General features: G+C 53.5%; 1 protein-coding gene and 1 pseudogene. Both read right to left on the reverse strand.

The window, feature by feature from the left end:
* Nucleotides 1-140: 140 nt before the first annotated feature.
* Nucleotides 141-9,884 (reverse strand): SDR family NAD(P)-dependent oxidoreductase, encoded by a 9,744-nt coding sequence (locus tag U2F10_RS34565; protein WP_499874744.1) that lies wholly within the window; start codon nt 9,882-9,884, stop codon nt 141-143.
* 20 nt (nt 9,885-9,904) lie between these two features.
* Nucleotides 9,905-15,373: pseudogene (locus tag U2F10_RS34570) on the reverse strand (beta-ketoacyl synthase N-terminal-like domain-containing protein); the annotation flags it as partial.

Raw genomic sequence — 15,373 nt, forward strand, 5'->3', positions numbered from 1 at the left:
TGGCTGAGCGAAGCGTCTCCTTCGGAGTTAGGCCAACACTCCTAGCCAGCATCCCCTTCGACTTCGCTCAGGGGACGCTTACCTACCAATAACCCTAAAGCTTTCGACTTCGCTCAGGGGACGCTTACCTACCAATAACCCTAAAGCTGTAGGTCTAATCTCTGTAGTAATTCGGGCGAGGGTTGGAAATCTAGAACCCGAAACTCCGGTTCGTTTATCATCTTCACCAGCAGGTTTTGCATGGCTTCACCAAACAATTCGATGGTGTGAGACGACAACAGGGTTTTGTCGTACAAAAGCTGTAGAGTTAATTGTCCTGCCGTTTTCACTAGACATACGACCAAGGGGCCAACAGGGTCACGCTCCTCCAGCGGCATGTCAATCATTCGCTCGGCAAAGTCCGTTACCTGACAGAGGGCGTCTCGATCATTGCTGTCGATGGAGATACCACTCCACTTTCCTGAGCTACCCAACTGACCAATCACATCCATGAAATCAAACCGCTTGTGCATCTGGAGTTCCAAGGATGCCTGGCTATAGCATGCAAAGACATCACGGAGCGTCATGGTTGATTGGATATCCAGCGTTAAGGGTGCCGATGATGAAAAGTCTCCGAAAACATTCTCAAACTCGTAGCGATCGCGCAAATTGTAAACCATTTGCACTACCATATTTTGCCCCGTCAGGCGGTACATGAGCACGCCAACCGCACAGGCGACCATTTGTGTCAGGGTGACCCTGAATCGTCGGGCACCGTCCAAGAGGTCTATCGAAGTATCGATGGTTAAGACACCAGCTTTCGGGGATACGCTTTCTAAATACTCCGCCCGGTCCCGCAACATTGGCCCATGAGCTTGTCTGTTCAGGTAGTCCTGCCAAAATTGCGTATTCTCGGCATTAGCCGACTCAAATAGAGAGAGCGAAAAGTGCGCATATTCAGCTCGCAGTGTGGGAGGTGTCCAATCTGCTCCTTCCACCAGAGCTCGATACCGCTGATACAGTTCCTGCTGAAGGAAGAATAACGTGAATCCATCGGCATGAAAATGATGCGTTTGGAAATAGATTGCCCCCAAATCCTTCCCGTTATGTACCACAAACAGGTCTAGCAAGGTTGTCTGAGCAGCATCAAACCCTGCACCAATCTGCTCTAGCTGAAATGTCTCTAGAGCGTCAAGGAAGGTTGCTTGATCTTCGACATCAGGCCAAAGCTCTTCCTGACAGTCGACTTCGTTTCTCTCGTACACAACTTGAACCCATTGCTCGCCTGCGCGTCGAATGCCAGTGCGTAAAATGGCATGATGTTGCGTCATCTCGCTGAAAGCCCGGTGGAGCAATTCCATATTGACAGGACTATCGATCCAAAATGCCTGGCCAATATTGAGAGCGGTCTTCCCGTGAACTTCAGAGGCATCCAGTGCAAATCGCTGCATTTGACTGGTCGGATAATAGCCAACGCCTTCCGTGAGTAGCGACAGCAGTGAGCGAGGATAACTCAAGAGACTTTGAACGGACTCGCGCGTTTGCGTGCCCTTGAGGAACTCGAAGCATAGCCGTCCATTCACTGACCAGACACCGACCCCATGTTGTATTAAATGTTCTAACTGGGCCTCACCGTTGCCGGTGTTTATCACCTCCGTTCCAGGTGAAATCGCCAACTCTAGCCGCTCAATAAATGCCGGGCAAGGTCGCTCAATGCCCGAAGTCCGCAAGGGTGATAGGCTTGAGGGTACTTCGTCACCATGCCATTGAGATCCTGTCTGAATTGTCGCCGCCATTTCATCTAGGCTGCTATTCTGCAAAAGTGATGCATCGAAGTCCTCGCTAGAGAAGGCATTAATTCGATTTAGTAAACGCATGCCCATCAATGAGTCCACACCGTAAGCACTAAGCGGTTTTCCACTCTCAATCTCATCCGGTGACAGGCCGGTCAACTCACCCACAAAAGCTTTTAGATGCTCAACAATCTCAGCTGTAGGCTTGGATTTTGTAATCTTCTGTACACCCTGGGATGTTTCGCCTGAGCCGGTGCCGGATACCCAACATCGACGTTTTTCAAATGGATATCCAGGTAGTGACAAGACAGCCTGCTCTGCCGCTGTAAAACAAGCTGACATGTCCAGGTTAACGCCTTTCGTATAGAGATCCGCCAGGACTATTAGGTCTTCTTCCGTTGGTTGCAACGGTGCCTGGAGGCCTTTAATGGTGGCAGCCGCAAGTGTGGACAAGGCAGGACTCAAAGGACTGGAGGCGTCCACCCTGCCAAGAAAGCCCTTTTCGATCGGATGGCCATCGCCGATGCGAGATAACTGTGTTCGCAACGTGGCAACATCGCTGACCACAATGGCACAGCGTTCCTCAAAGTGCGACCGGTACATCAATAGGTTTGCGGAGAGACGTTGCAAATCACAGTTCAGACCCTCTGAGGATGAATCCAGCCAATGCTGAAGATCACAACATCGCTGCCGCAGGCCAGAAGCAGTGCGAGCAGACAACGGAATCAGCACAGGCCCACTGCGAACTGAAATTGGCTCTGCCGCCGCTGCCACCGCAGGAGATTCAGAAAGTACCAAATGCACGTTGGTTCCGGTGGCTCCAAACGAATTGATGGCTGCTCTGCGTAACTGCCCAGGTTCAACCTCCCAAGGGAGGGTTTCCTGGATAATCGAGAAGGGGCTATTCTCCAGGTCTAATGAGTCTGATGGTCTTCGCACGTTTGGCGTGCCTGGAATTCGCTGATACCGCATCGCGAGTAACGTCTTCATGAGGTGGCTCATGCCCGAAGCATGAAACGCATGCCCGACATTATTTTCTACCGTCCCCAGAACACAAGGCTGCTGGCGTTTCGTAGTAGCGCCTCCAAAAATACGAGTCAGAGCGTGAGCCTCAACTGTGTCCGCCAACGGCATACCGGACGCATTAGCCTCCATAAGCGTAACGGTTTGAGGATCAATGCCGAAGCGAGTATAGACGTCTTCCAATAAAGCCACCTCAGCATCTGCGTTTGGGGTAACCATGCCATTTGTCTTGCCATTATGGTTACTGCCCCAACCCTCAATTACACCGTGAATGCGGTCCCCATCAGCTAACGCGTCGGCCAACCGCTTCAAAACAACGACACTGACTGCTTCAGCGGGCATCATGCCGTTAGCCTGCGCGTCCAATGCGTGACCGGTCTCAGCCGCTGAAAGCAGCTCGATCTGACAAGCACTGATCAGAAGATTGGGGGTTGAGTGGAGCAATGCCCCGCCTGCGATCGCGGCTTCACATCGGTGCATCACCAGTTGATCGCAAGCTTGTGCAATCGCCAGGAGGGAAGAGGCGCAGCCAGCATCCACCGATTGGCAAGGTCCATTCAAGTCCAGACAGTGTGCAACTCGGGCTGGAACCTGGGAGAGGGTAACATGGGGCGAGAATCCCAAGACCTCTTTTAGCCGCAGCGAGTAATCACCGCCGTTGCCGCAAAACACCCCCCATCGACACCCAGAAAGACTCTTGGGGTCAATGCCGGCATCCTCAATCGCCCGCCATGATTCCTCCAGAAACAAACGTTCACATGGATCCATCGCCATCGCCTCTTTGGGCGAAATCTCAAAAAATAATGGATCGAAGCAGTCGATACCCTGCAGAAATCCTCCACGGCGCACATAGGTTTTGTTGGGGTGCGGAGTCGAGTGATAAATCCCCTCCAAATCCCAATCTCGATCCCGTGGAAGGGGAGAAAATGCAGTTTCTCCCCTTTCAATCAGGTGCCAGAACGCATCCAGATCCGGTCCACCGGGAAACCGCCCTGACATGCCGACAATGGCAATATCGCTCGTCTGCTTATGGGAGGTTTCCAAACGATGATGCGCTGAGTTGACCGTAAAAGAATCTGGTGCCGCTGTCTCCGATTCATGGGACTGAACCACGCTGGGCTGCCCCAAAACAGCTGCATCGATAGGCTCTGTCTCGCGGCTGGTAACTGGCAATGGTTCAGCCAACGGTACGGGTAACGGGGACACCGAAGGGCTCAGGTCGCTTATTTCATTATCAAGGAATGCCGTAAACTTTCGAAGGGTTCCATGCTCATAGACGATTGCCGCCGCTATGTCCAAACCAAACTCTTGGTTGATATACCGAATCCATTCCGCCGCCACAATCGAATCAAGCCCCAAGTCCATGAATGGCTTGTCTAGCCCGATTTCATCCACTCCCATAAAGAGTGTTTCAGCCAGACTGGTCAGCAGCTTTTTCTGGAGGGATTCAAGCTCAGTCACTGAACGCTCCGATGGAGGTGCCACTGAACGTGGTGCCGCGACCGGCTCACTGGTAGATTCAGCCGGTCTAATAGGTTCGGCATCATCGGTCGCCAACTGCTCGCTGGACACAACGTTCCTGGAGAATTGTTGATTAGTCGATAACGGCGTCAATTCGACGAGTTGATTAGGCTTGTTCGGCATCGCCGTCATGAAGCGGGACTCCATACCATCAAGGGTGGCCAATGGTTGGGAAAGTCCAGTCAACTCGGCCATTGGTGATGGTGCCGTCTGCGGTGGAATAGCGACTTGGGCGGCCATTGGCCATGGACCACCAGATGGAGTGCCGGGTCTTTCAACCCAATATCGACGGTGGGTAAAAGGTCTTGTCGGCAGGCTGATACGTCGGGGGCTTGGGCTGATGGCACGGTAGAGTCTAGTCCAGTCAAATTCATGTCCGCAAACCCAAAGTTGAAGGATTTCTTGCCCATCGCCCCCCCCAGTGAAGCGATCAACCATGGCGTTACTAGCCGAATTTGATGACAAGGATTTGAAGCCATCCGACAATTGCTGATCGTCGCGGCCACGAAGCTGTCCCTCCACGGGCGAAGCACTATTGAGAAACATCTCAAGTTGGTCCCGTAACTCCCCCATGGAATCCACCACGAAACCTAAACGCTCCGTCATAGGTTCCCGTCCTACCTGCAGCGTGTAGGCGATGTCATGTAATTGAGTATCGGAGGCGCGTGATGGATCAGTCACAAAATCGCGTAGGTTGCGAGCCGCTTGGCGCAGTTGTTCCTCGCTTCTGGCCGAGAGCAAGATGAGGGCGCGTGGAGGCTGACCGGCCTTGAAATTCGCGTTCGGGGCATCTTCCAGCGGTTGCGAAATGGATACGTTGGGGGCTTCTTCGATTACCAGGTGGGCATTAGACCCGCCAGCACCAAAAGATGAGATGCCAGCAATGCGCTTCATCGGCCTGCCGTCAATACTGGCAGGCTGCCAATCGCGCAAGTCCTGATTAACGACAAAGGGCGTGGATGCAAAATCGATATGGGGATTCAGGACACTGGAATGAATCGACGGCACAATTTGTTGATGCTGCATTTGCAATAACACCTTGGTCAGGCCAGCAATACCCGCCGCCGCCTCGCAATGGCCAATGTTAGATTTTGCCGACCCGATCCAACATTGCCTATGGTTAGGCTCCAGACCAAATGCCTTGGTCAACCCTGCAATTTCAATTGGATCTCCAAGCTTGGTTCCGGTGCCATGGGCCTCAATGTAGCTAACGGCTCTGGGGTCAATGCCCGCTTCGTTTAGGGCTTGAACAATCACTCGCTTTTGCGCGTTAGGATTCGGCACGCTATAGCCGTTGGTGCGACCACCATGATTCAAAGCGCTGCCCTTGATCACGCCGTAAATGTGGTCTCCGTCGCGCTGGGCATCAGCCAAACGTTTCAACAATACGACGCCAACACCCTCACTGGGAATATAACCGTCACCGCCCTCGCCAAAGCTTTCGCATCGACCCTGGGTGGAAATAAACTGACCGCCACTGAGCATCAGATACTTATTGGGATGGACGGTGAGATTGACCCCGCCAGCAATGCCCAGGTCAGTCCGACCTGACTTTAGATCCTGACAAGCCAGGTGCACACAAGTGAGTGAACTGGAACACATCGTGTCCACCATCATGCTGGGGCCGTTGAGATTAAGGACGTAGGAGACTCGATTGGCAATACTGGCCAAATTGCCCGCAAAAGCTGCGGGTTTACCGACCATCGTCGACTCTGCACCCAGCAACTGATATTCGCCATACATCGAACCGATATAGACACCGACCGGTGAAACCGTATCCTCACCAAGCTTCGCTTGAAGATCCTGGGGACGATATCCAGCATCCTCTAGTGCCTTCCAGGTCTCCTCTAGAATCAGCCGTTCCTGCGGATCGATGAATGGAGCAACCCTGGGCGAGATGTTGAAAAACTGGGGATCAAACTTGTCCACATCGTCGATGAACCCTCCCCATTTACTGCTGTGGCCAGCACCATTACCGGATTCGTCAGAGTAATAGTCCCTCCAGTTCCAACGGTCAGGCGGTACTTCTGTGATGCAATCGCGACCGTCCCGCAGATTGGCCCAGAACGCTTTCAAATCGGCTGCCATGGGATAACGCCCGGACAACCCAATAATAGCGATGTCAAGGGCACGGCTTGAAAGAGCTTCCTGAGGTTTAGTGTCCTGCACAGCGGAGCGATGCCGTCGAGTTCGCAACATACTGTTCGCTATGGGGACGGTTGTTGTCAGTGCTGTCAACGGCTCGGTAGTTGCCGCCTGTGTCCTGCCCTTTGCCATTCGGTCTCCGCGAATGACCGATGTCAGTTTTGCCCTATGGGTTTCAACAAAATATCGTGCCAGCGAACCAATGTTGTCATATTCGAAAAAGAGTGTCTTTGGTAATGATCCGAAGGTTTCCTCCAGTTGATTGGTCAGGTTCATCACCACAATCGAATCAATGCCAAATTGTGAAAATGACTCATCCGGACGTAAGCGATGGGGCGGTATATGGAGTGCGGAGGTAATCAATTGTCTTAAGTAATCGATGGCTACCGCTTCTGGCTCAGAATATTCATCGACCCTGGCTGTCGACCCATGGTCAACCTCAACCAAGGTCCTGTCGGGTTCAACAGAAACTTTAAGCAGCGATCGCAACCGTGACAGGTCGCCTGTTAATGGCATCATCTGGCCTTTGCCCGATGCCAATATGCATTCAAACGCCTCTAGCCCGACCACAGATGCCATGGAAGTTAATCCCAGCTTATCTGTCATCGTCGCTTGGGCAGCGGCGGCCATCTTCATGCCACCGTCCTGCCAAAGTGGCCAATCGATGCTGACGGTACGTCCACTCCGCTCACCGCGCTCAACACGCCCGTTGCGGAAATGGGCAAAGGTGTCTAAAAATGCGTTGGCCGTTGCGTAATCACTTTGGCCCGGATTGCCGAGTAATCCCGCACCCGCTGCAAACAGAGCAAAGAAATCCAGATCCAGTTGCCTCGTTGCCCGATCCAGGTTCCAGGCTCCGGCAACCTTAGGGGACAGGACTTCCTGAAACTCATCAACCGGTTTCTGAAGTATGAACGCGTCCTGTAAAACCCCTGCCGCGTGAAGAATACCGTCGATTTTCACATAATCCCTGACGATCTCCTGGGCCAAGCGTTCAACGTCTGCTTCCAGGCTGATGTCGGCCTGCCGATAGTCCACACGGGCACCATTGGCATTCAAGGTTTCAAGCCATTCTCGTTGCTCGGCAGCCAAGGCTGATCGGCCTGTCAATATCAGCGTGACATCCTGCGTTTCGGTGGCAATATATTTGGCAAAGAGGCGTCCCAGACCGCCCATGCCCCCCGTGATCCAATAAACACCTCCAGATTTCCAGGGTACAGTCGATAGTTTTGTCGGCATCGGCGATGCAAATTCGCACCAATGTATCGTCCGCCGGACACCCCTCTCATATTGGATCCTGACATCCTCCAGACCAGTGGCATTCTCAGCCAAAATCTGCACCAACGTGTCTGCCGATGTTCGAACATCGACCTCAATCACTTGACCCGCAAACAGGGGATTCTCTAACCGAGCCGTGTGCAGCAAGCCCGCGAGTCCACTGAACAGATTGCCTGTCCCTTTGGACGGAATCAAGATTTGCACTAGCACCCTACGGGTGGGTTTCTTAGCCAACAACTCCTGCGTTAAACGAAAGACTTGCGTAGAGACCCCTGCAAAAGCAGCTGCGACATCGTCTTGGTCAAACGGCAACTGTTGCCATGTAACCCCTGGTAACTTAGCGTGAACAACGTCGTCGGATAGCCCATCAACGCCATAGACCAGGAGATGACGGTGCTCAAAATTAGGTGAGGGATCCGCAGCCATAACGGATTGCTCGCGCCATTCAGGATAGGCAAGCAGCAGGTTACTCGCTGCGTCTGGGTGAGAAGAACCGGATGGTAATGGGCGAAATGTGAATCCTTTCATGCGAATGCACACCTGCCCATGGGCATCGCACAGCTCGAAATCAAGTTTCTGCCCTCCTGCTGACGGGGATGTCGCTTCACTCACCTGAATCCAGACCCACATGTCGTTCACCCATGGGGCGAAGATCTGCAATTCATCCAGGGCAAACGGTACGGTTGCCGCCAGGTTGTCAGCGACAACCGTCTGCCCCCCCTGTAGTGCCAAGCCAATCGCCGCCTGGAGCGCGCCGTCTAAGAGACTGGGATGCAGTAGGTAGGCGTCGCTGGTTGCTAATGCCGCATCAGGCAGTTGCAGCCGTGCCAACACGTGCTTGCTGTCAGCAAACAGTTCCACCAGGCTTTGATGGGATGGTCCGTAATTCACCCCCATGGATTGGAATGTGGCATAGCACTGGGCGGCATCGAATCGCGGCGCGTTAACAACTGCCGCCTTGAGCCTATCCAAGTCCAGCACAGGCGTCTCAGATTCCATCTTCACAGCCTGGAGCATGGCAACCCCCTGGCCATGCAGCACAGGAGAATCATCCGCCAATGACGAATAGATTTCGAACCGTACCTTGCCCTCCCCTTCGTCCAAAAGGCCGACATGAAAAGTTTGTGGACGCTCCGCCACAACAATTGGTCGAGCCCAAACAACATGGTTGATCGACCGAACTGACAAACCTTCACATGGGCCGCTGATCTGCTCCACCGCCGCCCGTGCCATTTCCAAACAGGCTACGCCCGGCAGAAGCTTTTGACCGCCCACAACATGGTCTGCGACATAGGGCGCGTCGGCTAAGAACACTGAACTGAAGCGTAATCCATCCAGGTCCGACGTGTTCTGATGAAGCAGGGGATGCAGGGGCTGCACACTCTGTCGTTCATTAGCTTTGGAGACACCCACGCGAATCCAATAGGGTTCCTGCTGAAATGGATAGGTGGGCAATACGACCCGGTTTGGACGGGGATGCCCATAGAGCTGCTCCCAGTCTATGGGCATCCCCTTGACCCACAAATCCAGAAGTTTAGACAGCTTTCGCTTGCTGTGCCAAGCTCGGATCATCGCCTGGGCGTCCTCGTCATGGGCCAGTCGTGTCAAACTATCGTGGCCGCGAGCGACACAGTCACGCACGCAGTCCTTTACCTGATCTGGCCCGACGGCAAGAAAGCCCTGGAGCTTTTCGATCAGCTCGTGCCTGGTGCGGGCAATAAAACCAACCCGCTCCTCCATCGGATCACGTCCCGTTTGCAGCGTGAAGGCGATATCGCGTAACGCCGGAAACTCAGAAGCATCAGCCCGACTCAAAAAGTGCAACAACTTTTCGACATAGGCGGAGAGACTGTCCTCCGTTTTGGCAGAAAGGACGATGATCACAGGATCGTTGTTGTTGTCGTCGTTAGCGATCGCAACTCTGTTGGGGGGCTCAGCCAGGATCACGTGGGCATTAGAACCACCAGCTCCAAACGACGAGATGCCAGCCACATAGGGATATTCTTTCAATGGACCATCGAGCCTTAACCGGTGCCGTTCCCATGGCTCCGGCTGCACCTGCACCTTAAACGGGGTCTTTGGAAATGGGATCTTAGGATTCAAGGTTTCTGCATGCAAACTGGGCGTCAGTTCGCCGTGCCGCATCTGCAGAACCACCTTGGTTAACGCTGCAATCCCGGCAGCGGCCTCCAAGTGACCGATGTTTGACTTAACCGAACCCAAGGCACAGTAACCGGTGTCTGTAGTATCCGTTTGAAACGCCTGGGTCAGGCCGCTCACCTCAATGGGATCGCCCAACTCCGTACCCGTGCCATGGGCCTCCACATAACTGACGCTGCGAGCATCAATACCAGCATTGTCCAGCGCCTGTCTGATCAGCTCGCTTTGGGCTTTGGGGTTGGGGACGGTATAGCCATTGGTCTTACCGCCATGATTAACCTGGGTGGCCCGAATGACGGCATGAATAGGATCGCCGTCCGCTAGAGCATCAGACAAGGGTTTCAACAATACTACGCCGACGCCTTCTCCTGGAACAAAACCATTGCTGCCGTCTCCAAAACTTCGACATTGCCCAGTTTTAGACAGCATATATTGGGCACATAGACCCACGTAGGAGGACGGATGGAGATACAGATTAACGCCCCCTGCCAGAGCCATGGCACAATCCCCCTGACGCAAGTGCTGACAGGCCTCATGGATGGCAGTCAGAGAGGAGGAACACATCGTGTCGATCGGCATACTGGGGCCGTGGAGATTCAGCAAATACGAGACGCGATTGGCAACTGAACCGAACGATGTATTGGGCACTGCGGTTTCCCCCTGGTTTGCCCAATCCCGTGCATATCGATCAAATCCTGTCTTGGTAATGCCAGCAAACACACCAACATTGCCATCCACGGTCTGGGCCAGTCTTGCTCGTGAGTACCCTGCCGATTCGACCGCCTCCCAGGCAGCCTGCAAAAATAGACGTTCCTGGGGATCTATGCCCATTGCTTCGAGGGGCGAGATGTTGAAGAACAGCGGATCGAAGTCGGCGAACCCGTTTAAAAGTCCCCCCATTTGCTGTAGCTCAGGCCCTGGGCCACCGCCTGCTGTGGATCCGGATGGTAAAACCCGTCCAGGGACCAGCGTTCCTCGGGAATTTCAGTGATACAGTCTTTGCCGGTTTTCAAGTTCTCCCAATAAGTGTCAAGGGAATCAGCTTGGGGATAACGACCGCTGATGCCAATGATGGCGATCGGCTCCTGAATCGACTGACGGGGGCCATTGCCTACAAGTGAGGAATCTGCGTTGTTGCCGACTCGGTTCACATCCTCAGCCGAAGGTCCGACGTCCTTGGCATTACGGGTTGTGGTTGGTCGAGTCACAGGTGCCATTACCGTGTCCAAACCTGTCCAGCGGATACAGTCCAGGCGAAACGTATCAACTAAATGATCGGTAAGATCCCGCAGATTACGGATCTCAAAGAGTAGGGTCTGGGAAACCTCTGGGAAAACACGCCCCAGTTTCAGGTTGAGTTGGGTCACCAGAATTGAATCGATGCCGTAACTTTCAAGCGGTTCATACTCATCAATCCGGTCTTTAGCAAGATTGATAGTGTCGCCCAGCAGTGATTTCACCTGATCTAGCGTGCGATCGCAAAGTTCCTGTTCGTCCACAGCCGCCGCTGATTCCAGGACATCATTGGCGGACTGTTTTGAACTCCCTGACAAGATGACCTGACGGAGACGCTTTGTTTCTCCGGACAGAATCATGACCTGGGTAAGTCCACTGGCAATTATTTGATAAAAGGCTTTCAGACCCGCGTCGCTCTCCAAAGGGATAGATCCCGTCCTTTCATGCATGGCTGCCAAAGTGGCATCATCCACCCTCATCCCCCCGGAATTCCAGAGGGGCCAATTGACAGAAACGATCCGGGTCGAGCGAGCATTCGCTCCATGCTGGAGCCCATGCCCATGGGCAAACGCATCCATAAAGGCATTAGCAGCAGCATAGTCTGCCTGACCCAGGTTACCGGTTACCCCAGAGCAAGACGAGAAAAGAACAATCAGCTTGGGAGCTAACTCTCGGGAAGCACGCTCCAACAGCACGGTCCCCTCCACTTTGGCTGCCAAAACAGTTTTGAATTCGGCAGTTGTTTTTTTCGTTAAAAAGTTGTCACGAATCATGCCAGCGGCATGCAACACGCCATCCAACCGTCCAAAATCACGTCGAATGCTTTTCATTAAGTCTGTTACGGCAGTCTCGTCTGCCACATCAACCTGCCGATAGTCCACACGGGCACCTGCAGTTGCCAGCCGGTCCAACCGAGCTTGCATTGGATCATTGAGCACCGACCGACCGACCAGAATGATATTGGGAGTCGCAACCCTGGAAACAATTTCCTCAGCAAACAACGCGGCCAGTTCTCCAGCACCGCCAGTAATTAGGTAAACGCCCTTATCCTGCCAGCATCGTGATGGCTCCTCAGACGCATCAGTCAGCTCTTCGAAGGTGAGCACCATGCGGTTGCCATCGACATAGCGGATCCGTACATCCTCTGCTTGCGCATGATTTTCCAACAAGGTGGTCACCGGATCGCCATCTGGCTGTAATTCGATCACCTGACCAAACATGGCAGGATTTTCAAGGGTCGCCGTTTGCAGCAGTCCTGCAAGACCGGCCAAAATCTGCCCCTCACCCTGGCTGTCAATCAGCACCTGGACCAAGGTTTTACCCTCAGCTTTTTCAAGCAGTAGGGACTTGATGGTTTCAAACACCTGGCAACTGACATCCCCAAAGCGGACCGCAATGTCGGTAGCATCACAGTGTAAAACAGTACAGCGCGCCCCCGGTAAACCAGACTCAATAGCCGCCGCCTGGGACTCAAAACTGCCACACAGCAGAATCACATGGCGGATAAAGTTTTCAGTAGTGTTTTCAGTAGTATGCTCATCGACAGAAACCGCCGCCGCTTTCCACACTGGCCGACACAACAACGTCGAAGAGGCCAGAGAAGGAGTCAGCCCTGAGCTTGCAAGTATAGGGAGCACCCTTGAGGTGCTAACGGTTTCATCCCCTGGCATGGCAACAGTAGGCTGCCGCCAATAATGCTCCCGTGCAAAGGGATAAGTCGGCAGGGAAACACGGCGTCGCTGTTTCCCTGCATGGAGGCATTGCCAATCGATGTCAAGGCCATCGACCCAGAGTTCCATCAGTTTGGCATAATCCTCCTGTGCCATCCATTTTGCGACCAATTCTTGCATGGCACCGTCGGCAGCAAGCCGGGACAACGCATCCTGATCACGTTGCAAATGGCCTCGGAAAAGCCCAACCACATCGTCTCCGGAAAGGTAGCGTTGAAGCATTGTCTTCAGCGCCGCCTCTGATTTGGCAACGAAGGCTAAACGTTCAGTCATCGCGGCACGACCGATTTGGAGCGTATAAGCCAGGTCGTGCAAACTGCACCCGGACGCCTTGAATTGGCTGTCTATGTAGTGAAGTAAATTCTCGCAAATGGCCCTGAGCCGATCGCGATTCTTGGCTGATAGCAGAATGACAGCAGGTACCAGGGGTGCGTTGGTCGTGTCCTTTTGGAAAGACGGCACATACTCTTCGAATACTACATGGGCATTCGTGCCGCTGAATCCAAACCCGCTCACCGCAGCGCGACGCACTTCACCGTCCTTAATCTCCCAGTTCCGACAGTAGGTATTCACGTAAAACGGAGAATTTTCCAGATCGATGTGCTCATTAAGTGCTTCGAAATGTATGGTCGGAGGGAGTTTTCGGTATTTCAAAGCCAGTATCGATTTGATCGCACCAGCAATACCCGCGGCTGCAAGTAGATGACCAACGTTGCTTTTAACCGAGCCGAGAGCACAATAACGCTTGCGACTCGTGTAGTCTTGGAAAGACTTTTTCAAACCCGCCACTTCAATCGGGTCGCCCAGTTTCGTCCCGGTACCATGGGCTTCGACCATTTGAATACTGTCGGGATTGAGTCCAAAGCGATCGTAAACGTACTTTTCCAACCTGGTTTGGGCATCGCCATTGGGCGCAGTGATTCCATTAGTTTTTCCGTCCTGGTTCACACCCCAACCCCGGATCACACCGTCGATGCGGTCCCCGTCCCTTTCGGCGTCCTCCAGACGTTTCAACAGAATAACGCCGACTCCTTCACCCGGCACAAAGCCGTTGGCCCGCTGATCAAAGGTGAAACAGCGCCCGTCCGGCGAGAGCATGCCAGCCTTGCTGGTCATAATGTGCATCATAGGTCCAGCCATGATGGAAACACCGCCCGCAAAGGCAAGATCGCTGTTTCCAAGGGTCAGACTATCGCAGGCTGATGCAATGGCAACCAGCGATGATGAACAGGCCGTATCCATGGCCACGCAAGGCCCCTGCAAATTCAACACATAGGAAATGCGGGCCGCCAGAATCGACATGGATCCACCCATCAGAGTAGACGCGTCCCTTTCTGCGCCCTCGAAACCCAGACCATAGTCGCCAGGTCCACACCCCGCAAAGACTCCACACTTGCTGCCCGCCAACTTTAACGGATCGTAACCGGCATCTTCGATGCAACTCCAACAGCTTTGCAGGAAGAGACGTTGCTGTGGATCCATTGCCTCCGCTTCCATGGGAGAAATGTTAAAGAAAAGTGGATCAAACTTGTCCACATCTTCCAACATGCCCATCCATTTGGAATAGGTTTTTCCGGGTACCTCTGGGTTGAGGTCGTAATACGACTCAAGCGGCCAACGAGGCGGCGGCACCTCCGAGATACAGTCTTTACCTTCGAGCAAGTTATTCCAAAATGTAGTGATGTCGCGGGCCATTGGAAACTGACCGGCCATGCCAATCACCGCGATGTCGTGACGCGTTAGCTCACGGTCTCGGGACACTGTTTGAGATCGCGTCGTTGTTTCGAACCCACCCATTTGTTCGGTATCCGCAGATACCCGAGGAGTTTCAACAGTGGCAGTGCTAACCGCAGAGGGCTGGGGATGGGGCAGATGCCTGTTATCCGGCAATCTGTTATCCGGCAATCTGTTATCCGGCAATCTGTTATCCGGCAAGAAGAGCCCGAGCTTGTTACCCTCATGCCGCACATATCTTGCCAGTTCATTGATTGTGGGGTGGTTGTAAATCTCCGTGGCGGGGATGGACAGTCCATAACGCTGATTGACTTCGCGCATCCAGGTCACACTGTTGATAGAGTCAAGCCCCATTTCAATGAACGCTACGTCATTTTTTATCTTGCCTAATGCCATGTGCAATTCGGCGGCCAGGGTTTCGCGTAGGGTATGAACAATGGTGCGTAAGATTTCGCTGCGTAAGACCTCGTCACCCATTGCAGAGGTTTCGGCAGCCTGGTAGTCGGACTGTGCCTCAGTCTGCTCCATTTGGGTTGCCATGGGGGTGGATGGACCACCATACAAGGTCTCAATTCTTGCACGCACCTCCTGGCTCCCCACAAAGGTTTGCTCATGCATGGCAAGTTCTGCGGCGTAGATCGATTCCAGGCGTTGCCTCAATACACGAACGCGCGTCTGCTTCCAGTCCATCAATGTTTGGCGGGAAGCAGACGCTAGATGATGCGCCGCCGCCATAGCACCCGCCAACACGTCTGAACGTGGAAGCACAGGCAT

The sequence above is a fragment of the Leptothoe sp. EHU-05/26/07-4 genome, assembly GCF_043421015.1.
Taxonomy (GTDB): domain Bacteria; phylum Cyanobacteriota; class Cyanobacteriia; order Phormidesmidales; family Phormidesmidaceae; genus Leptothoe; species Leptothoe turfae.

Coding starts and splice junctions, on each gene's coding strand:
- U2F10_RS34565 (WP_499874744.1), bottom strand. CDS start 9,884: ATGCGGCACGGCGAACTGACGCCCAGTTTGCATGCAGAAACCTTGAAT.